Below are 22,061 nucleotides of genomic sequence, written 5' to 3' on the forward strand. Positions count from 1 at the left end.
ATATATCTGCGAATTGGTGAGTGTAAATACTTTGCGTTTAGTTGCCGGATTTATTTTTAATTTGTGATCTAGATGGAAGGATATTGTGATAAGGCTTAACGGCGAGTTAAGCCTTTATAGTACAGCGTTCAGGTTAAAATAATTTACTGCCCCAACCTAACTTTTCACGTAAAACGTTAAAGTAATCATAGTTTTTGGGATGGATTAAATGCAGGTTGTTTTTATCACGTTTGATGATTATTTCATCTCCTGGCAGTACACCAATGTGGACATGACCATCACAACTGACCATCATATTTTCTTCATTGTTTAGCGAAACAACCAATTTCACTGTGCTATTTGCACTTATTACGATAGGGCGACTAGATAACGTATGGGGAAACATCGCCATTAAGGTAATCGCTTCTAAATTTGGCGATACAATGGGGCCCCCTGCGGACAATGAGTAAGCCGTTGAACCTGTTGGTGTTGATACGAGTAAGCCATCGGCACGTTGACTGAGCATAAAGCTATCATCGATATACACTTCAAACTCAATCATTGCTGGGATCTTGCCCGGATGTAAGATGGTTTCATTAAATGCTAAGTTGGTGGCTTTTAACATGCCGTAGCGGTAAATCGAGGTGTTTAATAAAATACGTTTTTCCGAAATGTATTCGCCTTTTAGGACGCCTAATAAGTGTTCATCAAACGCTTCGGGGTCGAGATCGGTTAAAAAGCCTAAATTACCCCGGTTAACACCGATGACGGCGATATCAAAGCGTGATAATACGCGGCCAGCACCCAGCATATTACCGTCGCCCCCGACAACCACAGCCAGATCAGCTTCTTCACCTAAATTCATCAGTGGACGAGATATAACACCTTCTATGCCAAGATCTTGAGATACGCGACTATCAACTATCACGTTGTATTGATGTTTGGTTAAAAAATTGTGTAGGGCAATAAGGGTTTTGGTTGTTTCTGGATGCTTGGGCTTTCCGATTAACCCGATAGTTTTGAACTCTCTGTTCATTGCCTTGATTCCACTAAGTAAGTATAGGGTCAGTATATACTCAAGCTAGTTCAATATTCAAAGTATAAACGTGATATATATGACGCTTAATAAGTAATTTAACTTCTATTTTGGGTACTATTTTGCGTTAGATAATAACAAGAGATGAATTTGACTTGAATCTCGTGTTAGGATCCCCATTATATTTCGGTATAACCCATTAATTGTAATATAGCGTACTTGTATAAAGTATGCTGAATTGAATGTCGGAGAAAGTAATGAGCAGCGAAGAGCAAAAAGTACAGGCTGAAAAGCAAGTTGAAGAGCAGTCAGTAACAGAAGTACAGCCTGTCGTTGACGGTGCTACAACTGAAGATGTTACCGTTGAAGAAGGGACTGTGGAAGTTGATGAGTCTGTTGCACGTATCGCTGCATTAGAAGCTGAACTTGAAAAAGCAACGGCATCAGCAGCGGAATTTAAAGATGTTGCATTACGTGCTAAAGCTGACGCTGATAATATCCGTCGCCGTGCTGCGATTGATGTTGATAAAGCAAAGAAATTTGCGTTAGAAAAATTTGCTAATGAACTACTGCCTGTTATTGATAACATGGAGCGTAGTTTATTACATGTAGATAAAGAAAATGAAACATTGCTACCGCTGATTGAAGGTATTGAGCTAACGGCTAAATCACTGGAATCGGCATTAGAAAAATTTGGAGTTAAAGCGGTCAACCCTGAAGGTGAACCGTTTAACCCTGAATTACATCAGGCAATGAGCATGATTGAAAGTACTGACGTTGAACCAAATACAGTGATTTCGGTGATGCAAAAAGGTTATGAACTCAATGGTCGTCTAATTCGTCCAGCTATGGTGATGATCTCAAAATCGGCTGCAACACCAACAATTGATACACAAGCTTAATTGCTGATGTCGTACCAATCACAATAAATAGAATATTAAATATTTAATGCCATTGGTATAAGCAATATCTGCATATGAAAATAGAGCCATCTGGCTCTATTTTTTATCTGTTTTTTGTATTGAATCGTCGTCAGGCTATTTTAATTGCATTAAATATAATATTAACCTGCCGGATAGAATGCACCTAAAATGGCTAAGCGGCTCGCGCCTGTTACCGCCGGTAAGTTGCCAGGCTGCTTATGCACATGCTGTTTTGCTAACCAAGCAAACGCCATTGCTTCAACCCAATCAGGATCAATACCAATCTCGGCAGTTGTCATTACCGGGCAGTCGGGTAACAGCTGCGCTAAATCCGCCATTAATAATGGGTTAGCAGCGCCACCACCACAAATATACACTTCAGTGCTTATATTCATGTCGCCACTGTTATTAACCCCACGACTTTTATTAATGCCACAATTTTGGATCAATTTAGTCACTTCATTGGTTATTGATACGGCGGTAAAACGGGTCAAGGTGCGTTGTATGTCCGCATCTGTATATTCTCGCGCACCGATGGTCAGATACGAGCCGAGCCAAGCTAAGTTAAACAATTCTCGACCTGTGCTTTTTGGCGGATTCAACGCAAAGTATTCATGCTGTAATAGCGATGTGAGTAACGGTTCAATAATACGCCCTGAACTCGCCCATTGACCATCCACATCATAGTAACGGTCACTGCTATTCTTCGCGCTAAACCAAGCGTCGAGTAAGGTATTACCTGGGCCTGTATCATAACCAATAATGGGCTTAGTCTGTTGCAGACTCGGTAAGTAAGTAATGTTAGCCAAGCCGCCAATGTTAATAATAGCGCGGGTGATCGTTGGGTGTTGAAATACCGCTTGATGGAAAGCCGGCACTAATGGGGCTCCTTGACCACCAAGCGCCATATCCTTACGTCTAAAATCGGCTATGGTATCAATATTGGTTAAGGCCGCGAGGATATTGGCATCACCGATTTGCAAGGTAAAGCCATGCTCTGGGTGATGGCGTATGGTTTGGCCGTGTGAACCAATGGCGGTCACATCACTGGCAGTATAAGGCGTTTTAGCCAGTAATTGCTGACAGGCCAGTGCGAAGGCTTGGGCAAGTGGTTGTTCTATGATCGCGAGCGCCGATATCTCATTATCGTTAGGACGACACAATTGATGTAGCTGTGCAGTCAGTGTCGCAGGCATCGGCTGTAAATGCCGGGCAAGCAGCTGGCACTTGCCGTCCTCAAACGCAACTAACGCCGCATCAATACCATCAATGCTGGTGCCAGACATCAGGCCAATATATAACTCACGTTTGGTACGCATTGTTACTCCCTAAGTTCAGTGATTTATCGTTATGGTGCGATTGAACTATATAATTTAGCATTGCTTTCTAACTGTTTTATGATGCCTTTTGCCTTAGCGACAAACTTGATTTTGTCACTACCACGTAATGAATCGGCTTTCGGCAGTGATACCGTTTTAGGGTTTTTGTGTTTACCGTTTACTAAAAATTCATAATGTAAGTGGGGGCCCGTTACGCGCCCCGTCGCCCCAACCGTACCAATTTTTTGATTCTGTTTAACCCGCTGGCCTTGTTTAACACTGCGTTTATTCATGTGCAGGTATTTAGTGACAATATTAGCGTTATGCTTAATAAAGACGTAATTACCGTTAAAGCGATTATAAGCAGATGCGATAACTTTACCATCCCCCGCAGATACAATCGGAGTACCGGTTCTTGCTGCGTAATCAATACCATTATGCGCACGTATTCGACCTGTTACGGGATGACGACGATTACGGTTAAAACTAGAGCTGATATATTTAAAGTTTACCGGCGCGCGTAAGAAGGCTTTACGCATCGAGCGGCCTGACGGGGTATAGTAGCTGCCATCTTTATGGCGTATCGCTTGAAATTTTTCACCTTGGTTGATGAACTCTGCGGCAAGGATGTTACCTGTCGATACAAAGTATCCATCAATATATTGTTCTTCATAAATAACCGCAAAACTGTCGCCTGCACGAATATCGAGGGCGAAATCGATATCCCAACCAAATATTGTGGCTAAGTTCATGATTTGTTTTGCAGGCATCTTGCCTTTAACACCTGCATTCCAGAAGTTACTGGTGATCTCTGCGCGCGTGAATGTTTCTCTGATGTCTATTTTATTTTTAACGGTGTTGGTCGTGTAACCATCAGCCGTTTTATTGATGTATAACGATTCCGTGGGGCTATAAGGGTAAATAAGCTCAACAAATTGACCATCATTATTCGTGGTGATGGTTAGTTTTTGTCCAGGATAAATATTGCGTAAGCGTTTGGCAGATGCTAGTCGGTCTATTTCATAAATGGTTTTCGCGGATAAATGCCCGCGTTGGCCGATTAATGACAAGTTATCGCCAGATCTAACAATTATTTCGTTACTGTTGAGTCGGGTTTTAACTGCGTTACCTGCACTTGTGGTTATCGTCGGTAATTTTAACCTGTAACGATCACCTAGCTGATAAATGTAGAAAGATCCAGCATCAGCAGATTGTGGTGAGCTGGTAAATACAGGCAGGAGCAGCAGTGTAATGATCAAACCGAAAATAACGACAATGAAGGTTCGGTGTTGCTTTGGTAATTGCTTAAAACGGTTACCGAATGACATAAGAAAGCACGGCCTTGTGGGAATTTAAAATAAGTCACATATTCTAACAAATACTAAGGACTGTGCAAAAAATAATTTATAACGCTGTGCTTCTGGTTTTAAATACATCAGCAAAAGTAGCCGGGAAACAGTATTTGTAATTAAATTAACGGTATTGCCAGTGGGCAACGGTTTTCAATTGTTACGCTATCCAGTACTATAGCGTGATTATATTTAGGTAATAAGTGTGGAGCTTAACATTATGACGCAAATCAATGATGCGTTACGCGAAATTAAACGTGGTACAGAAGAAATCCTAGTTGAAGAAGAGCTAGTAGCAAAACTTAAAGAAGGTCGTCCGCTAAGAATTAAATTAGGTGCTGATCCAACTGGTGCTGACCTGCATTTGGGCCATACTGTTATCTTAAACAAGTTACGTCAATTCCAAGATCTTGGTCATGAAGTTATTTTCTTGATTGGTGACTTCACTGCAACTGTCGGTGATCCGTCAGGCAAAAACTCAACACGTCCACCATTAACACGTGAAGATGTGCTGGTTAATGCGAAAACATATACCGACCAAGTATTCAAAATTTTAGATGAATCAAAAACCCGCATTGAGTTTAACTCTACGTGGTTAAACGAATTAGGTGCTGCGGGCATGATCCGTTTAGCGTCGCAGCAAACTGTTGCGCGTATGCTAGAGCGCGATGACTTCAAAAAGCGCTATGCGTCTGGTCAAAGTATCGCGATCCACGAATTTATGTACCCATTATTACAAGGCTATGATTCAGTTGCACTGCAAGCGGATGTTGAACTAGGTGGTACAGATCAAAAGTTCAATCTATTAATGGGGCGTGAATTACAAAAAGCAGAAGGTCAAAAACCCCAAACCGTGATCATGATGCCACTGCTTGTTGGGCTAGACGGCGTGAAAAAGATGTCTAAATCAGCGAACAACTATATCGGTATAACAGATGCGCCAAATGACATGTTCGGTAAGATCATGTCGATCACTGATGAATTGATGTGGAACTATTTTGAATTATTATCATTCCGTCCATTAGCGGAAATTGAAAAATTCAAAGCAGATATTGCGGCGGATGCCGTTAATCCACGTGATGTTAAAATTTTATTAGCAAAAGAAATCATTGCCCGTTTCCATGATGAAGCGGCCGCAGAAAGCGCGCATAATGATTTCACTCAGCGTTTTTCTAAAAATGCGATCCCAGATGAAATGCCGGCATTTGATTTTGCAGTAAGTGATGCAATGGCTATCGCGAATTTATTAAAAGAAGCGGGTCTTGTATCTAGCACATCAGAAGCGATGCGTATGATCAAGCAAGGTGCGGTTAAAATTGATAGCGTAAAAATAGCAGATACTCGACTTGTTCCTGCTGCGGGTACCGCAGTATACCAAGTTGGTAAACGAAAATTTGCTCGTATTACCCTTGGCTAATCGTTGATAGTACGCCGTTTAAAAGAATAAAGCCCGTTATGATTGTGGTCATAATGGGCTTTTTAATGATTAACTTGCTGCATTACTCGCGGTGATGTTTTAAAACAAACATAGGTAAGCGTAAATGCCAATGCACTGCGGCCATTCTTAATACAAACACCCCTGTCATGGCAAATAACATCGCCCAACCTTCAGTGATACCAATTAATAATGCTCCGGTATAAACCACACCCCCAAGCACCGACGCGGTCGCATAGATATCTTTCTGTAATACCATAGGCACGCGACTGGCTAATAGGTCACGGATAATACCACCTGCAACACCGGTGATCACACCCATCACTACCGCTGTCATCCCCGGCGCGCCATAAGCTAAGGCTTTCTGCGTACCCAGTACGGTGAATAAGGCTAAGCCTGCGGCATCGGCAAGGGGTAATAATATTGGCGGCATGCGATGATTACGGTTAGCAAACAAAATAGTTAACATAGACGTCAGTATAATAACGGTGAGGTAAACGGGGTCATGCACCCAGAATGCCGGGCCGACATCTAAGATGGCATCACGTATTGTGCCACCGCCAATCGCGGTTACCGCAGCCAATACTGTTGCGCCAAATGGGTCCATGCGCATCTGGCCCGCGACTTGTACGCCTGATATTGCAAAAACGGCGGTACCCGCTAAATCGAGTAAATAAATAATATCCATGTTCATCATCAGAAAACTTATTAATCCTTGCTCTATACCCAAACTATGTCTCTGATGCTATATCAGAGACTTGCAAGGATATCAGAATAAGGCGCATATGTAGATAATGGTTATTCCATTTTCAAATATGGCAACGTTGAGCTGTCATTCCTGCGGGCCTCCCATAGGGTAAACCAAATGAAGGTATCTTCGGCGTTATGAAGTATTGGTTGAGAATAACTAAATGCTCGACTTCATGCCTTGAATATCCTCTCCTGTCGGTTTGCTGATTATGCATCTTGAAGCAGCTTAGGTATATCTGTCCATAATTAAGAAATGCAGAGTATACGGATAGCGAAAATGATTTCTTTTAGCTATATTGAAATTCTAACAAATAAAGTGACAGAATATAAATAAAATTTTAACTATTGATGAGGCAGAGGATATATTCCTGCTAGTCGCTGATATAGAAAAATATTACATTTCAGCTGAAATAGAGCGGGAAGTGTGAGAAATGGGGTTATCTACAGGCATAAAAAACAGCATAGAGAAGTTTTCGACTATATTATAATATATCATTATAAAACAAGAAACTTTTCCATGCTGTTTTCGGAACTTTGAACTATAGACTAGCGATTGATGGTAAAACACTACTTGTGATAGCTAAAGTAATTAAAACAGTAAAAACGGCTACAAATTCTTTCATAATAATGTCCTGTAGGTTGCTATATTGACTATATTATGCACACATTCTATTCACTTAGCTAGCTTTTTATGAGGGAACTGTGACTTTTAGTGCTTTGGTGTCTCTAGGTAGGTGAAGTGCCTATTAGTGTGCTTATTTTAATTTTTATTGGTCTATTACCTGGTGTTTACTACTATGGTTTTTTTTTATGGTTATAAATCACCTGTAAAGTGTTGTTTTAGTCGTCACGATCATAACTTTGCTTGGGTTGGGTGAAATGAAGTATAGATTACGTGTTAAGTTGAATTCTAAGGCGAATGGACAATGCATAAATATAGATCTCATTAATAGGATTAAATGTGTTTAATGGTTTGAATAGGGTGAAGTGTCGTCATATTCGTATTACAATAGTGGCATTACGATTGTAAGCATTATCAGCACTGGACGTTCAGTAATGTCATGATAATGAATTGATTAAAAGGTTATAAAGCATTATGAGTAATATTATCCCAATGACTGCACGAGGTGCAGAAAATTTACGTGTAGAATTGGAACATCTTAAAACGGTTCGTCGTCCTGACATTGTGGCTGCAATTGCGGAAGCGCGTGAACACGGTGATTTAAAAGAAAATGCGGAATACCATGCGGCACGTGAAGAACAAGGTTTCTGTGAAGGCCGTATTCAAGACATCGAAGGTAAACTGTCTAATTGTCAGATTATTGATGTGACCAAAATACCGAATAATGGCCGTGTTATTTTTGGGTCTACTGTCAGACTGTATAACACTGAAACAGAAGAAGAGATCACTTATAATCTGGTCGGTGATGATGAAGCTAATATTAAAGAAAATCGTATTTCAATTAACTCACCAATTGCACGTGGTTTAGTGGGTAAAAGTGTTGATGATGTGGCGATGGTGAAGACACCGGGTGGTGCGATTGAATTTGAAATTGTATCGGTAGAATATATCTAACTATCGACACACTGAATGAAGATGCAGATACGTATTACAGTGTACTGTGGCCTAGGTTAAATGCTGGGTATAGTCGAGCTGGGATTCCTTGCCCAGCTGGATACTCACAACGTTATTATTTCTTTGGCAGTATGATTTTCTTTTCATCGCTTGTACGATAAATAACCAAGGTGTGACCAATACTCTGGACTTTTTCTGCGTTAGCTTCTTTAACAATGGTATCCATTACTAAGGATTTTTGGTCACGGTCTTCAGACGCAACTTTAATTTTGATGAGTTCATGATGTGCTAGTGCGACTTCGATTTCAGCCATTACACCTTCAGTTAAGCCGTGCTGGCCTAGTAAGATGACAGGTTTTAATGAATGTGCTAAACCTTTTAGGTGTTGCTTTTGTTTGTTGCTTAATGCCATATTTTAAATTTCTTATTACTTAGGGTTGAAAAAAAGTAATTTTAGCTTCATCTTCATCTTAATACCATGTCATTATGGTAATGGTTTAAAAAAATATTATAAACAGGCTTCAGATGACCCCGACACCGAAGAAAAAAAGTACCCAAAAAGGCAGTTCTAAAAATTGGTTGCAAGAGCATCACAACGATAAATATGTTAAAGATGCTAAAAAACAAGGGTTGCGTTCACGTGCGATTTTTAAGCTTGAAGAAATCCAAGCAAAAGATAAGTTATTACAACCGGGTATGAATATTGTTGACCTTGGTGCTGCTCCTGGTGGTTGGTCACAATTGGCTGTTAAGCACTTAGGTGCTAAAGGTCGTGTTATTGCATGTGATATTTTACCTATGGATCCAATTGCAGGGGTTGATTTTTTGCAAGGTGATTTTCGAGATGAAAAAGTACTATCAGCATTGCTGGCGAAAGTAGGTGATGGCCAGATTGATGTGGTTGTTTCTGATATGGCACCCAATATGAGTGGTAATATCGGTGTTGACCAGCCTGCTTCAATGTACTTGGTCGAGCTTGCATTGGAAATGTGTCGTGAAGTACTTAAACCAAATGGCAGTTTTGTGGTCAAAGTATTTCAAGGTGAAGGTTTTGAGCAATACATGAAAGATGTACGTAGTATGTTTAATGTCGTTAAAACGAGAAAACCGGATTCATCACGTGCTCGTTCACGTGAAGTTTTCATCGTTGCGAAAGGTTACAAAGGCTAAATTATTGTGACCTGTTGCATAAAGATAATATCACTGCTGTTATTGAAGAATAAAATCTAGATTTGGCATCAATAAATATTTAATTATGTTAATAAATAGCCAAGTCTTGATATATTTAAGCAGACAGTAGAGAATATCTAAAGGGTTCTGCAACCTTGCATTTTAATTGTAAGGCTCACAGGATTAAAATTTAAAATGTAAGTTGTTGTTAAACTGTCTATATTTAGAATATATTGAGTATTTCAACTGTTTTTTTTCAGGGAACTTAAGACCCGGAGAGGCTAGATTTTGAGTGATATGGCAAAAAATCTGATTTTATGGCTGGTTATTGCAGTCGTATTAATGTCAGTATTTCAGAGTTTCGGACCAAATGAGAGTTCAAGTAATCAGTTAGATTACAGTTCATTTGTGCAACAAGTTAGAAATAAACAAGTTAATGAAGTTAAGATCAACGGACGTACTATCCGTGGTATTACCCAAGGTGGACAGAAGTTCGTTACTTTCTTACCAGCGGAAGATCCACAGCTATTAAATGACCTGTTAAACAATAACGTTAAAGTATTTGGTGAGCCTGAAGAAGAAGCAAGTTTATTGACTTCTATCTTCATCTCTTGGTTCCCAATGCTATTACTGATCGGTGTTTGGGTATTCTTTATGCGTCAAATGCAAGGTGGCGGTGGTAAAGGCGCAATGTCATTCGGTAAAAGTAAAGCACGCTTAATGAGTGAAGGCCAAATTAAAACGACGTTTGCAGACGTTGCTGGTTGTGATGAAGCAAAAGAAGAAGTTGCTGAATTAGTGGATTACTTAAAAGATCCAAGTCGCTTCCAGAAACTCGGTGGTAAAATACCAACAGGTATCTTATTAGTTGGTGCTCCGGGTACAGGTAAAACGTTACTTGCTAAAGCCATTGCCGGTGAAGCCAAAGTACCATTTTTCACTATCTCAGGTTCTGATTTCGTTGAAATGTTTGTGGGTGTTGGTGCATCTCGTGTGCGTGACATGTTCGAACAAGCGAAAAAAGCATCACCTTGTATCATCTTTATCGATGAAATCGATGCTGTAGGCCGCAAACGTGGCTCTGGTATGGGTGGCGGTCATGATGAACGTGAGCAAACGCTAAACCAACTGCTGGTTGAAATGGATGGTTTTGAAGGTAATGAGGGTGTCATTGTTATTGCGGCGACTAACCGCCCAGACGTACTTGATCCTGCATTATTACGTCCTGGTCGTTTTGACCGTCAAGTAACGGTTGGTCTACCGGATATCCGTGGTCGTGAACAGATCTTGAAAGTCCATATGCGTAAAGTGCCAATCAACGATGATGTTGAAATTGTACTTATTGCGCGTGGCACACCGGGTTTCTCTGGTGCCGAACTGGCTAACTTAGTGAATGAAGCTGCACTATTTGCTGCACGTCATAATAAACGTACAGTAGCTATGGCTGAATTTGAAAAAGCCAAAGATAAGATCCTCATGGGTGCTGAGCGTAAGAGCATGGTAATGAGCGAAGAAGAGAAAACGATGACGGCTTATCATGAAGCGGGTCACGCTATTGTTGGTCGATTAGTACCGGATCATGATCCTGTTTATAAAGTCAGTATCATTCCACGTGGTCGTGCGTTAGGTGTGACTATGTACTTACCTAAACAAGATCGCCTTAGTCACTCGAAACGTCATTTAGAAAGCATGATCTCAAGCCTTTACGGTGGTCGTATTGCTGAAGAAATTATCTTTGGTAAAGACCGTGTATCAACGGGCGCATCCAATGATATTGAACGTGCCACGGATATTTCTCGTAAAATGGTCACGCAATGGGGTCTATCGGAAAAATTAGGTCCAATGAAATTTGCTGAAGAGCCGGGTGAAATTTTCCTCGGGGGTGGTGGCACTCAGCAGACAAGTATGTCTGATGATACCGCCAAACTGATTGACGATGAAATTCGTTATTTAGTTGAAAGCAACTATAAACGTGCGCATCAGCTATTATCAGACAATATTGATATTCTTCATTCAATGAAAGATGCATTAATGAAGTATGAAACGATTGATGCCAAGCAAATTGATGATCTAATGGACCGTGTTGAAGTGCGAGCGCCTGCAGATTGGGGTGACGGCTATGGTAAAATGGATAACGACAGTACTAAAGATAGCGACAGTACCAAAGACGTGAATAAAGCAACCAACGTTGATAATAAAGAAGATAGCGAAAAAGAAAGTGATAAAAAAGATGCAGAATAAGCCTCGCTTACTCAGTATTACTTTATAGCTATTAATACATGATAGAATAAACCTCGAGTATAACTCGGGGTTTTTTTTTGGGAGATAGACACGATAATGCAATTACCATTAACGACTATTAGTGGCCGTGTTAAAACACTTGATCTAAGCCAGCCAGTGGTGATGGGTATTTTGAATGTAACACCAGACTCATTTTCTGATGGCGGTCAGTATCACGCGTTAGATACGGCATTCGAACAAGCAAAAAAGATGGTTGCTGATGGTGCTAAGATCATTGATGTTGGTGGTGAATCCACACGTCCTGGGGCCTGTGCTGTTAGTTTAGAAGAAGAGCTTTCTCGTGTTATTCCTATTATTAAGCGTATAGCCACACAGCTAGATGTGGCTATTTCAATTGATACCAGTAAAGCGCAAGTGATGCGTCAAGCCATTGCGGCGGGCGCACATATCATCAATGACGTGAGAGCGCTGCAGGAAGAGGGGGCATTACAAGCCGCTGCGGACCTTGCTGTGCCTGTGTGTATTATGCACATGCAAGGTCAGCCAAGTACCATGCAAGACGCACCGTGTTATCAAAATGTGACCACAGAAGTGGTGGCATTTTTACAGCAGCGTATTGATGAATGTGTGAATGCTGGTATTAAGCGTGAGCATATTATCCTCGATCCCGGCTTTGGGTTTGGTAAGACGTTAGAACAAAATTACCAATTACTGGCTGATACGTCGGTCTTTCATCAATTTGATCTACCTGTGTTGATTGGTGTTTCACGAAAGTCGATGATAGGTAATTTATTGCAGTGTGATGATTCACAGCGATTGGCGGGTAGTCTTGCCTGTGCAACCGTTGCGGCAATCGATGGTGTGCAAATATTACGTGTGCATGATGTGCGAGCAACCGCGGATGTTTTAGCTATCGTAGCCCAGCTTGCTAAACACAGTGTTAGCAAGCCTGTTGAAATAATTTAAGTAAATAATACAATATAATAAATCGTAACTAACTGATAAATTAGTCGAATTGATATTTCGGCTAATAATAGAAGAGATTAGGGATTAAATATGTCAAGAAAGTATTTTGGTACTGATGGTATTCGCGGCCTTGTTGGTAAAACGCCAATTACACCTGAGTTTGCACTTAAACTAGGCTGGGCGGCTGGTAAGGTACTTGCAAAGCAAGGGACAAGGAAAGTACTGATCGGTAAAGATACCCGTATTTCAGGTTATATGCTGGAATGTGCGTTAGAAGCGGGTTTATCTGCGGCGGGGCTTGACGTCGCGTTTATGGGGCCAATGCCAACGCCAGCTGTGGCTTATTTAACGCGTACATTCCGTGCGGAAGCGGGGATTGTGATCAGTGCATCACATAATCCATATCACGATAACGGGATTAAGTTTTTTTCTGCCAACGGTACTAAGCTAGCGGATGAAGTGGAACTGGCGATTGAAGCGCAATTAGAAAAAGAATTAATCTGCGTTGAGTCAGCTGAATTAGGTAAAGCAGTCCGTATTGATGATGCTGCAGGTCGTTATATTGAATATTGTAAAAGTACCTTCCCATCACGTGCAAGTTTGAAGGGGCTGAAAATTGTGCTCGATTGTGCCCATGGTGCAACTTACCATATCGCCCCCAATGTATTTACTGAGCTAGGCGCAGAGATCATTACTATCGGTGTTGAGCCAAATGGTTTGAACATTAATGATGGCTGTGGTGCAACGGCGCCTGAAGCACTCGTTGCACGTGTACTTGCCGAAAAAGCCGATTTAGGTGTGGCTTATGATGGTGATGGTGATCGTCTGATGATGGTGGATCATACTGGTTATGTGATTGATGGTGATGAAGTGCTTTACATTATCGCACGTGATGCACTGCGTAACGGCAAATTAAAAGGCGGTGTGGTTGGAACATTAATGACGAACATGGGCTTAGAGCTAGCACTTAAGTCACTGGGTATTCCGTTTGCACGTAGTGCGGTTGGCGATCGCTATGTGGTCGAAATGATGCTTGAGAAAGGTTGGCGTATAGGTGGTGAAAATTCAGGTCATATTATTTCTCTGGATCACACCACAACAGGTGACGGTATTGTATCAAGCTTATTAGTATTATCTGCACTGGTTAATAGTGGCTTAACGCTGAAAGAATTACGCTCTGGCATAAGTAAATTTCCACAAGTGTTGGTTAATGTTCGCTTTAGTGGTGATTCCGATCCATTATTAGCCGAATCTGTACAACAGGCTGTTAAGGATGTAGAACTGGAACTCGCTGATCGCGGTCGAGTGTTATTGCGTAAATCGGGTACCGAGCCACTTATTCGTGTGATGGTCGAAGGTGAAGATGAAACGCATGTATTAGCACTGGCAAATAAAATTGCTGATGCAGTAAAAGCAATGCTTTAAGTTACTGTCCGCATAAGTGTTAAGGCGTATTAGTAACCGGCAACTGGTGTTGTTTTGTGCTAAAGCCTTTTATTCATTGTTTTTTGAATAATCAGCTTGCAACTAAGGTGGAGGTTAGATAATATCTCACCCGCTTTACCACTATCGTGATTTAGTTAAAGATTGACTGAATAGCGAATCAAGTGTCCCTTGCCTCGGGTAAGGATGTTCGATAAAGCTATATTAAACCTTTTAAGATTTAGGTATTAAAATGTACGAAGTTGTTATTGTTATTTACTTAATTGTTGCACTTGCAATCATCGGATTCGTTCTAATGCAGCAAGGTAAAGGCGCTGACATGGGCGCAAGCTTTGGTTCTGGTGGCTCAAATACAGTGTTTGGTGCTAGCGGTTCAGGTAACTTTCTAACTCGCGCAACTGCTGTGCTTGCGATTGTATTCTTTGCCTTAAGTTTAGTCTTAGGTAACTTATCTTCACAATCGGAAACTGATGTGATTTTAGATGCAGTGAAACCTGCGTTCACAAGTGATGTACCAGTTTCCCCAGTAAGAAACAGCGACGTACCTCAATAACGTTTACTTTGAATAAGCCGTGGTGGTGAAATTGGTAGACACGCCAGCTTGAGGGGCTGGTGTCTGAAAGGACGTGCGGGTTCAAGTCCCGCCCACGGCACCAAATAAGAAAAACCTTAGTCGTTAATACTAAGGTTTTTTTTTGCCTACGAGTTAATAAAAATAGGGCTAAGCGGTTATTTTTATTCGTGTAATCGCTTTGTTTTAAAATTATTCAGACCGATTAATTACTACCGTGAAGTCGTTTCACTATTTAAGTGAATTTAGCCTTGCTTATTGTAGTTGCAATGGCCTATAATCAGCGCAGTAAGATAGTTGTCGCGGGATGGAGCAGTCTGGTAGCTCGTCGGGCTCATAACCCGAAGGTCGTTGGTTCAAATCCGGCTCCCGCAACCATCTTCTTATACCTGTTGATAAGGCTAGTCAACAGTGTGCAAATAGTATTACTTAAATTTAATTTTATCTCTGGTAAATGTGATTTACGTAATACTATTGGCTTCTTGCTTATTATTGATTTAATAAGCGTCACGCAAGTGACATACAAGGTCTAGTAGTAAGAAGCCCCGCCTTATAGTCGGGGCTTTTTATTTGTTAAATTACGGGCATTTGCCCTTTTTTTGTTTTTAGGGGGTTGTTTTGGCGAGTCTAGAACAAACACTAACTGATTTGTTAGAACCAACAGTTGAAATGTTAGGGTTTGAACTTGTTGGTATTGAGTTTACACGAGCTGGTAAACACTCGACATTACTTGTTTATATCGATCATGAAAACGGTGTTTTCGTTGATGATTGCTCGAAAGTAAGTTACCAAATTAGCGCTATTATGGATGTTGAAGATCCAATCAGTACAGAGTACTTCTTAGAAGTGTCTTCACCTGGTATGGAACGTCCATTATTTAAAGTCGCACATTACCAAGAGCACTGTGGTTCTGAAATTAAAGCATTATTACGTATGGCTGTGAATGGTCGTCGTAAAATAAAAGGCGTAATCAAAAGTGTTGACGGTGATATGATCACGGTAACTATTGATGGCAAAGACGAAGTCTTAGCACACGCAAATATTCAAAAAGCAAATATTGTTCCAAAATTTGACTAACGAGGCGTCCGGGAATGAATAAAGAAATTCTGTTAGTTGTTGATGCAGTTTCTAACGAGAAAGCACTACCTCGTGAGAAAATTTTCGAAGCGATGGAAATTGCACTAGCGACAGCCACTAAAAAAAGATATGAAGGCGAAATCGAAGTTCGTGTTGAAATTGATCGTAAAACCGGTAATTTCGAAACGTTTCGTCGCTGGCTTGTAATTGATGACAAAGGTGAACCACTAGAAAATCCTTTCTCAGAAATCACCCTGGATGCTGCTAAATATGATGATGAAACCATCGACGTTGGCGGTTACATTGAAGATACAATTGATTCAGTTGTGTTTGACCGTGTAACAACGCAAACAGCTAAACAAGTAATCATCCAAAAAGTACGTGAAGCAGAACGTGATTTAATCGTTCAGCAATACGCGAAACAAGAAGGTGAGTTAATCACTGGTTTAGTAAAACGTGCTAACCGTGAAACAGTCGTATTAGATCTGGGTAACAATGCTGAAGCAGTAATGTTCCGTGATGAGATGATACCACGTGAATCATTCCGTACTGGCGACCGTATTAAAGGTTTACTGAAAGAAGTAAAACCTGAAGCGCGTGGCACACAGCTATTTATTAGCCGTTCTTGTAACGAAATGCTAATCGAATTATTCCGCCTCGAAGTGCCAGAATTCAACGAAGAGATGCTTGAACTTAAAGCGGCTGCTCGTGATCCAGGTTCTCGTGCTAAAATCGCGGTTAAATCTAACGACAAACGTATCGATCCTGTTGGCGCTTGTGTTGGTATGCGTGGCGCACGTGTACAAGCTGTATCAAATGAACTAAACGGTGAGCGTGTTGATATTATCCTTTGGGATGATAACCCAGCACAGTTTGTTATCAACGCAATGGCACCTGCTGAAGTTGCTTCTATTATTGTTGACGAAGATAAGCACTCAATGGATATTGCTGTTGAACAAGACAATCTAGCACAAGCAATTGGCCGAAATGGTCAAAACGTACGTTTAGCGTCTCAACTGACTGGTTGGGAACTTAATGTAATGACCGTTGCTGAAGCGAATGAAAAACATCAAAAAGAAAATGATCGTCTGATAACAATCTTCACTGATAACTTAGATATCGATGATGATATGGCCGAATTACTGATCGAAGAAGGCTTCTCGTCATTAGAAGAAATCGCTTATGTTCCTGTAAACGAATTCTTACAAATCGACGGTTTTGATGCAGATCTTGTTGATGAATTACGCTCTCGTGCGAAAAATGCATTAACAACCTCTGCACTTGCTGCGGAAGAGTCGCTAGAGAGTGCCGAGCCAAGTGCCGATTTATTAGCACTTGAAGGCTTAGAAAAACACCTTGCTTATGTATTTGCCAGCATCGGAGTGATAACTCTGGAAGAGTTAGCAGAACAAAGCATTGATGATTTAAGTGAAGTTGAAGAGTTAACGGATGAACGTGCTGGTGAATTAATTATGGCTGCACGTAATATTTGTTGGTTCAGTGATAGCGAATAATAACGCGAAGAGAGGGATCGAACTACATGGCAGATGTATCAATTACAAAACTGGCCGATGACATCGGTACTACTGTTGATCGCCTGGTACAACAATTCTCTGATGCTGGCATAGCAAAAGCGAACGATAGTACGGTAACGGAAGGTGAAAAGCAGACACTACTTGTGCATTTAAGTGAACAGCATGGTAGTGATACGGCTGAACCGAGTCGACTAACATTGCAAAGAAAAACCAAAAGTACGCTCAGCGTAGCAAGTGGTGGCGGTAAGCACAAATCAGTTGCAGTAGAAGTACGCAAAAAACGTACTTACGTTAAATGCACAGTCGCCGAAGATGAAGCGAAATTAGCAGATGAAAAAGCAGCGGCTGAAGCCGCTGCATTAAAGTCTCAAGCAGACGCAGAAAAAAAAGCACAAGCCGATGCCGAAGCAAAAGTAAAAGCGGACGCAGAAGCAAAAACAAAACGTGATGCTGCAGAGCAAGCAAAACGTGAAGCGAAACAGAAAAACACTAAATCAAAAGAGGCAAATGATATGGCGAAGCGCGAAGCGGAAGCGTTGAAGCAGAAGCAAGAGCAGGAAGCCACTCGTAAAGCTGAGCTGGAAGCTCAACAAAAAGCTGAAGAAGCACGTAAATTAGCAGAAGACAACTCAGCGCGTTGGGCTGCAGAAGAAGCGGAACGTGAAACGAAAGAGAAAACGGCAGATTACCATGTAACAACATCATCGCATGCACAAGCTGCTGAAGATGATGCTGATGCACGTTCAGAAAAAGGCGAACGTAAGAAGAAAGCCGCCGCACCTGCAGAAGCGCCAGCACCTGCGCCAAAAGGCAAAGGCAAAGCGCGTAAAGCCAAAGGCAAAGGGCGTAGACCTGATCCCCGTAATCGACGTCATGGTAAATCAGTTAACGCACCTGAAGGCATGCAGCAGGGTTTCAACAAGCCAGTGGCTAAAGTTGAGCGTGATGTACGTATCGGCGAAACGGTCAGTGTTAGTGAATTAGCACAAAAAATGGCGGTTAAAGCGACTGAAATCATCAAGTTTATGATGAAACAGGGTTCTATGGTTACTATTAACCAAGTACTTGACCAAGAAACTGCGCAACTTATTGCTGAAGAAATGGGTCATAAAGTTATCTTAGTTAAAGAAAATGCCCTAGAAGAAGCGGTATTAGCTGAAGCACAAGGTGAAAGTAGCGCTGCTAAAGTGACACGTGCACCTGTAGTAACGATTATGGGTCACGTAGATCACGGTAAAACGTCATTACTTGATTATATTCGTCGTGCAAAAGTTGCCGATAGCGAAGCTGGTGGTATTACTCAGCATATCGGTGCTTACCATGTTGAAACTGAAAATGGCATGATTACGTTCCTTGATACTCCTGGACACGCGGCGTTTACGTCTATGCGTGCTCGTGGTGCTAAAGCGACAGATATCGTGGTATTGGTTGTTGCAGCTGACGATGGTGTTATGCCACAAACAGTTGAAGCTATTCACCATGCGAAAGCCGCGAAGGTTCCACTGATCATTGCAGTGAACAAAATGGATAAAGAAGGTGCTGATCCAGACCGTGTTAAGAATGAATTAGCACAACATGACGTTATTCCAGAAGACTGGGGTGGCGAAAACATGTTTGTACACGTATCTGCGAAAGCGGGCACGGGTATTGATGAGCTACTTGAAAGCATCTTATTGCAAGCTGACATCTTAGAACTTAAAGCGGTTTCTGAAGGTCCTGCTGCGGGTGTGGTAATTGAATCTCGCCTAGATAAAGGCCGCGGTCCTGTTGCGACAGTACTGGTACAGCAAGGTTATTTAAAACCAGGTGATATCGTACTTTGTGGTCTTGAATATGGTCGTATTCGAGCTATGCGTGATGAAAATGGTCAGCCAATCGACGGTGCAGGCCCTGCTATTCCAGTTGAGATCTTAGGTCTTTCTGGTGTACCAAAAGCAGGTGACGAAGCGACGGTAGTTCGTGATGAGAAGAAAGCACGTGAAGTTGCACTTTACCGTCAAGGTAAATTCCGTGATATTAAACTTGCTCGTCAACAAAAATCGAAACTTGACAACATGTTCGCGAACATGGAAGCAGGTGAAGTTTCTGAACTGAATATCGTGCTTAAAGCCGATGTTCAAGGTTCACTGGAAGCACTTTGTGAGTCATTGGTTAAACTTTCAACTGATGAAGTTAAAGTCGCAATCATCATTCGTGGCGTTGGTGGTATTACTGAAACTGATGTGACACTGGCTGCTGCATCGAATGCAATCGTACTTGGTTTCAACGTACGTGCCGATGCTAAAGCGCGTGACGTTGTTAACAACGAAAGTGTTGACCTACGTTACTACAGCGTTATCTATGACTTGATTGATGAAGTTAAGCAAGCGATGAGTGGTCTGCTTGCACCTGAATTCCGTCAAGAAATCATTGGTCTTGCTGAAGTTCGTGATGTATTCAAATCACCTAAAATCGGCTCTATTGCTGGTTGTATGGTTACTGAAGGTGTTATCAAACGTAGCGCTCCAATCCGTGTACTACGTGAAAACATTGTTATCTACGAAGGTGAACTTGAGTCACTACGTCGCTTTAAAGATGACGTACAAGATGTTCGTATGGGTATGGAATGTGGTATCGGCGTTAAGAACTATAACGATGTTCGCGTTGGTGACCAAATTGAAGTATTCGAAACAGTTGAAGTTAAACGTACTCTGTAACGGCTAATATCCTGTTTCAATTAAAATAACTTTATGGGGACCTTAGGTCCCCATTTTCCTTTAGAGGAATTTAAAAATGGCAAAAGAATTCAGTCGTTCTCGTCGTGTTGGACAGCAATTACAACAAGAAGTTGCACGTATTTTACAGCGTGAAGTTAAAGACCCACGTATCGGTATGGTAACGGTATCGAGCATTGATCTGTCTCGTGATCTGTCGTACGCAAAAGTGTATGTTACTTTTTTCAATATCGATAACGATGAAGATCGTGTCAAAGAAGGTATCGCCGCATTAACAGCAGCAAGTGGTTATATCCGCTCGTTAGTGGGTAGTGCAATGAAGTTACGGATTGTGCCTGAACTGCGTTTTATCTATGACGACACACTCGTTGAAGGTATGCGTCTGTCAAGCCTCGTCACTGAAGTACGTGCTAAAGACAAACAGTTGCAAGAAGAATATGGTACCAAAGGTGATGACAAAGACACTACTGAAGGAGAGTCTTAGTCATGTCTGCACGTCGTCGTCGATGGAACGGCCGTGATGTACACGGTGTATTCTTGTTAGATAAACCAACAGGCATCAGCTCAAACGATGCTTTACAGCGTGTTAAGAAAATCTTCTTTGCTGCAAAAGCGGGTCACACTGGTGCCCTCGATCCACTTGCTACCGGTATGCTACCGTTATGTTTTGGTGAAGCAACCAAGTTCTCACAGTTCTTACTTGATTCAGATAAGCGTTACTTAGTCACCGCAAAACTGGGTGAACGTACAGATACTTCAGATTCTGATGGTGAGATCGTGCAAACACGCGTAGTCAATGTAAGCGATACTGAGTTATTGATCGCACTTGATACGTTCCGTGGTGACACCGAGCAAGTACCGTCAATGTTCTCGGCATTGAAGCATGAAGGCAAGCCTTTGTACTGGTATGCGCGTCAAGGCATCTTTATCGATCGTCCATCGCGTCCCATTTCGGTTTTTGAACTTAAATTATTACGTTATGAAAATGATGAAGTTAATCTAGAAATTCACGTCAGTAAGGGTACTTATATCCGAACTATCGTTGATGACCTAGGTGAACTATTAGGCTGTGGTGCACACGTGACTATGTTACGTCGTATTGGTGTTAGTGCTTATCCAGCAGATCGTATGATCACGTTTGAAAAGTTGGAAGAGATAGTAGAGCAAGCGAAAGCAGAGGGTGTTGAGCCGAAAGATGTGCTTGATCCACTATTGCTACCACTTGATTCTGCGGTAAGTCACTTACCGGAAGCGAACATGAGTGACGAAACTGGCGGTTTTGTATTACACGGGCAACCTGTGGTAATTCCGAATACACCCGAATCTGGCTTAGTCCGTATGACGGTAGGCGATGAACGTACTTTCATTGGCGTTGGTAGTATTGATGACCAAGGGCGAGTCGCTCCGAAGCGTATTGTTAATTACGAAACGCAGGCGCGCGAACCAAAATAAACCCGTTATTCAATGATGATTAATATAAAGTAAAAGGCATTATTACCCAGGTAATAGTGCCTTTTTTATACGTCTTGTTCGGTGTAGTATTTGTTTGTAAATTGATCAGTGAAAATGATTGCAGGAATTATCTGACCTCTGTATACTCGCGGTTCTTCTTGTAGCTGAACGAGTGGTCGGCTATAAGCTATTTATCTATATTGGAGACTCCACTATGTCATTAAACGCTGAAGCTAAAGCAGCTATCGTTGCAGATTTCGCACGCCAAGAAGGCGACACTGGTTCATCTGAAGTTCAAGTTGCACTATTGACTGCACAAATCAACCATCTTCAAGGTCATTTCAAGAAGCACATCCACGATCACCACAGCCGTCGTGGTCTATTACGTATGGTTGCTAGCCGTCGTAAACTTCTTGATTACCTAAAACGTACTGAAAACGTACGTTATGTAGACCTTATTGCTCGTCTAGGTCTACGTCGTTAATCGACAATTAATTTGACGTCTACGGACAACAGATTATAAGA

The 22,061-nt window shown here is 41.6% G+C and carries 19 protein-coding genes and 2 tRNA genes; 16 read left to right on the plus strand and 5 right to left on the minus strand.

Annotation, left to right across the window (positions count from 1 at the left end):
• Positions 1-133 precede the first annotated feature (133 nt).
• Entirely contained in the window at positions 134-1,015 is an 882-nt protein-coding gene (gene nadK, locus MORIYA_RS17910; RefSeq protein ID WP_112717374.1) for an NAD(+) kinase, read from the minus strand.
• A gap of 257 nt (positions 1,016-1,272) precedes the next feature.
• Here nadK and grpE point away from each other — a divergent pair, with 257 nt between their 5' ends.
• A complete protein-coding gene (gene grpE / locus MORIYA_RS17915; RefSeq protein ID WP_112717376.1) occupies positions 1,273-1,917 on the plus strand; it encodes a nucleotide exchange factor GrpE in 645 nt (214 codons plus the stop codon).
• Between the two features lie 161 nt (positions 1,918-2,078).
• Here the strand turns inward: grpE and MORIYA_RS17920 are convergent, their stop codons facing one another.
• Together MORIYA_RS17920 and MORIYA_RS17925 are read right to left on the minus strand one after the other, a co-directional pair.
• The gene (locus MORIYA_RS17920) at positions 2,079-3,257 is read right to left on the minus strand and encodes an anhydro-N-acetylmuramic acid kinase (RefSeq protein WP_112717378.1); all 1,179 of its coding nucleotides are present in this window, start codon (positions 3,255-3,257) and stop codon (positions 2,079-2,081) included.
• A 29-nt stretch (positions 3,258-3,286) separates the two neighbouring features.
• A complete protein-coding gene (locus tag MORIYA_RS17925) occupies positions 3,287-4,585 on the minus strand; it encodes a peptidoglycan DD-metalloendopeptidase family protein (RefSeq protein WP_112717380.1) in 1,299 nt (432 codons plus the stop codon).
• A gap of 241 nt (positions 4,586-4,826) precedes the next feature.
• Between MORIYA_RS17925 and tyrS the strand changes: the two genes are divergently transcribed.
• Positions 4,827-6,023: a tyrosine--tRNA ligase gene (tyrS, locus tag MORIYA_RS17930; RefSeq protein ID WP_112717382.1), complete on the plus strand. Its 1,197-nt coding sequence runs from the start codon at positions 4,827-4,829 to the stop codon at positions 6,021-6,023.
• Between the two features lie 82 nt (positions 6,024-6,105).
• On the opposite strand, the gene MORIYA_RS17935 is transcribed toward tyrS, so the two are convergent.
• Positions 6,106-6,729, minus strand: coding sequence for a trimeric intracellular cation channel family protein (locus tag MORIYA_RS17935; RefSeq protein WP_112717384.1), 624 nt, complete (start codon positions 6,727-6,729; stop codon positions 6,106-6,108).
• 1,158 nt (positions 6,730-7,887) lie between these two features.
• Between MORIYA_RS17935 and greA the strand changes: the two genes are divergently transcribed.
• Positions 7,888-8,367 carry a transcription elongation factor GreA gene (greA, locus tag MORIYA_RS17940; RefSeq protein ID WP_112717386.1) on the plus strand — a complete coding sequence of 160 codons (480 nt, stop codon included), beginning with the start codon at positions 7,888-7,890 and terminating at the stop codon, positions 8,365-8,367.
• A gap of 115 nt (positions 8,368-8,482) precedes the next feature.
• Here the strand turns inward: greA and yhbY are convergent, their stop codons facing one another.
• Positions 8,483-8,779, minus strand: coding sequence for a ribosome assembly RNA-binding protein YhbY (gene yhbY / locus MORIYA_RS17945; RefSeq protein WP_112717388.1), 297 nt, complete (start codon positions 8,777-8,779; stop codon positions 8,483-8,485).
• A 113-nt stretch (positions 8,780-8,892) separates the two neighbouring features.
• Between yhbY and rlmE the strand changes: the two genes are divergently transcribed.
• The 13 genes from rlmE to rpsO all read left to right on the plus strand — a co-directional run bounded on the left by rlmE (position 8,893) and on the right by rpsO (position 22,020).
• The gene (gene rlmE, locus MORIYA_RS17950; RefSeq protein WP_112717390.1) at positions 8,893-9,537 is read left to right on the plus strand and encodes a 23S rRNA (uridine(2552)-2'-O)-methyltransferase RlmE; all 645 of its coding nucleotides are present in this window, start codon (positions 8,893-8,895) and stop codon (positions 9,535-9,537) included.
• A gap of 297 nt (positions 9,538-9,834) precedes the next feature.
• Positions 9,835-11,778: an ATP-dependent zinc metalloprotease FtsH gene (ftsH, locus tag MORIYA_RS17955; RefSeq protein WP_162629292.1), complete on the plus strand. Its 1,944-nt coding sequence runs from the start codon at positions 9,835-9,837 to the stop codon at positions 11,776-11,778.
• Positions 11,779-11,874: 96 nt separating this feature from the next.
• The gene (gene folP, locus MORIYA_RS17960) at positions 11,875-12,744 is read left to right on the plus strand and encodes a dihydropteroate synthase (protein WP_112717394.1); all 870 of its coding nucleotides are present in this window, start codon (positions 11,875-11,877) and stop codon (positions 12,742-12,744) included.
• A 90-nt stretch (positions 12,745-12,834) separates the two neighbouring features.
• Positions 12,835-14,169: a phosphoglucosamine mutase gene (gene glmM / locus MORIYA_RS17965; RefSeq protein WP_112717396.1), complete on the plus strand. Its 1,335-nt coding sequence runs from the start codon at positions 12,835-12,837 to the stop codon at positions 14,167-14,169.
• 250 nt (positions 14,170-14,419) lie between these two features.
• On the plus strand, positions 14,420-14,740 hold the full coding sequence (gene secG / locus MORIYA_RS17970) for a preprotein translocase subunit SecG (RefSeq protein WP_112717398.1): 321 nt from the start codon (positions 14,420-14,422) through the stop codon (positions 14,738-14,740).
• A 16-nt stretch (positions 14,741-14,756) separates the two neighbouring features.
• Positions 14,757-14,843, plus strand: a tRNA-Leu gene (locus MORIYA_RS17975).
• A 216-nt stretch (positions 14,844-15,059) separates the two neighbouring features.
• Positions 15,060-15,136: transfer RNA gene (locus MORIYA_RS17980), tRNA-Met, on the plus strand.
• A gap of 240 nt (positions 15,137-15,376) precedes the next feature.
• On the plus strand, positions 15,377-15,835 hold the full coding sequence (gene rimP, locus MORIYA_RS17985) for a ribosome maturation factor RimP (protein WP_112717400.1): 459 nt from the start codon (positions 15,377-15,379) through the stop codon (positions 15,833-15,835).
• A gap of 14 nt (positions 15,836-15,849) precedes the next feature.
• The gene (gene nusA, locus MORIYA_RS17990) at positions 15,850-17,349 is read left to right on the plus strand and encodes a transcription termination factor NusA (RefSeq protein ID WP_112717402.1); all 1,500 of its coding nucleotides are present in this window, start codon (positions 15,850-15,852) and stop codon (positions 17,347-17,349) included.
• A gap of 26 nt (positions 17,350-17,375) precedes the next feature.
• Positions 17,376-20,066: a translation initiation factor IF-2 gene (infB, locus tag MORIYA_RS17995; protein WP_112717404.1), complete on the plus strand. Its 2,691-nt coding sequence runs from the start codon at positions 17,376-17,378 to the stop codon at positions 20,064-20,066.
• A gap of 76 nt (positions 20,067-20,142) precedes the next feature.
• Positions 20,143-20,568: a 30S ribosome-binding factor RbfA gene (gene rbfA, locus MORIYA_RS18000; RefSeq protein WP_112717406.1), complete on the plus strand. Its 426-nt coding sequence runs from the start codon at positions 20,143-20,145 to the stop codon at positions 20,566-20,568.
• Between the two features lie 2 nt (positions 20,569-20,570).
• Entirely contained in the window at positions 20,571-21,536 is a 966-nt protein-coding gene (gene truB / locus MORIYA_RS18005) for a tRNA pseudouridine(55) synthase TruB (protein ID WP_112717408.1), read from the plus strand.
• Between the two features lie 214 nt (positions 21,537-21,750).
• Entirely contained in the window at positions 21,751-22,020 is a 270-nt protein-coding gene (gene rpsO, locus MORIYA_RS18010) for a 30S ribosomal protein S15 (protein ID WP_112717410.1), read from the plus strand.
• Positions 22,021-22,061 lie beyond the last annotated feature (41 nt).

The sequence above is a fragment of the Moritella yayanosii genome (genome assembly GCF_900465055.1).
GTDB lineage: Bacteria > Pseudomonadota > Gammaproteobacteria > Enterobacterales > Moritellaceae > Moritella > Moritella yayanosii.

What these genes read in the sequence shown, in the direction of transcription:
- truB (WP_112717408.1), top strand. Translation starts at nt 20,571, where the DNA reads ATGTCTGCACGTCGTCGTCGATGGAACGGCCGTGATGTACACGGTGTA.
- greA (WP_112717386.1), top strand. Translation starts at nt 7,888, where the DNA reads ATGAGTAATATTATCCCAATGACTGCACGAGGTGCAGAAAATTTACGT.
- MORIYA_RS17920 (WP_112717378.1), bottom strand. Translation starts at nt 3,257, where the DNA reads ATGCGTACCAAACGTGAGTTATATATTGGCCTGATGTCTGGCACCAGC.
- folP (WP_112717394.1), top strand. Translation starts at nt 11,875, where the DNA reads ATGCAATTACCATTAACGACTATTAGTGGCCGTGTTAAAACACTTGAT.
- MORIYA_RS17935 (WP_112717384.1), bottom strand. Translation starts at nt 6,729, where the DNA reads ATGGATATTATTTATTTACTCGATTTAGCGGGTACCGCCGTTTTTGCA.
- grpE (WP_112717376.1), top strand. Translation starts at nt 1,273, where the DNA reads ATGAGCAGCGAAGAGCAAAAAGTACAGGCTGAAAAGCAAGTTGAAGAG.
- rbfA (WP_112717406.1), top strand. Translation starts at nt 20,143, where the DNA reads ATGGCAAAAGAATTCAGTCGTTCTCGTCGTGTTGGACAGCAATTACAA.
- nusA (WP_112717402.1), top strand. Translation starts at nt 15,850, where the DNA reads ATGAATAAAGAAATTCTGTTAGTTGTTGATGCAGTTTCTAACGAGAAA.
- rpsO (WP_112717410.1), top strand. Translation starts at nt 21,751, where the DNA reads ATGTCATTAAACGCTGAAGCTAAAGCAGCTATCGTTGCAGATTTCGCA.
- tyrS (WP_112717382.1), top strand. Translation starts at nt 4,827, where the DNA reads ATGACGCAAATCAATGATGCGTTACGCGAAATTAAACGTGGTACAGAA.
- secG (WP_112717398.1), top strand. Translation starts at nt 14,420, where the DNA reads ATGTACGAAGTTGTTATTGTTATTTACTTAATTGTTGCACTTGCAATC.
- MORIYA_RS17925 (WP_112717380.1), bottom strand. Translation starts at nt 4,585, where the DNA reads ATGTCATTCGGTAACCGTTTTAAGCAATTACCAAAGCAACACCGAACC.
- nadK (WP_112717374.1), bottom strand. Translation starts at nt 1,015, where the DNA reads ATGAACAGAGAGTTCAAAACTATCGGGTTAATCGGAAAGCCCAAGCAT.
- ftsH (WP_162629292.1), top strand. Translation starts at nt 9,835, where the DNA reads ATGGCAAAAAATCTGATTTTATGGCTGGTTATTGCAGTCGTATTAATG.
- rlmE (WP_112717390.1), top strand. Translation starts at nt 8,893, where the DNA reads ATGACCCCGACACCGAAGAAAAAAAGTACCCAAAAAGGCAGTTCTAAA.
- glmM (WP_112717396.1), top strand. Translation starts at nt 12,835, where the DNA reads ATGTCAAGAAAGTATTTTGGTACTGATGGTATTCGCGGCCTTGTTGGT.
- infB (WP_112717404.1), top strand. Translation starts at nt 17,376, where the DNA reads ATGGCAGATGTATCAATTACAAAACTGGCCGATGACATCGGTACTACT.
- yhbY (WP_112717388.1), bottom strand. Translation starts at nt 8,779, where the DNA reads ATGGCATTAAGCAACAAACAAAAGCAACACCTAAAAGGTTTAGCACAT.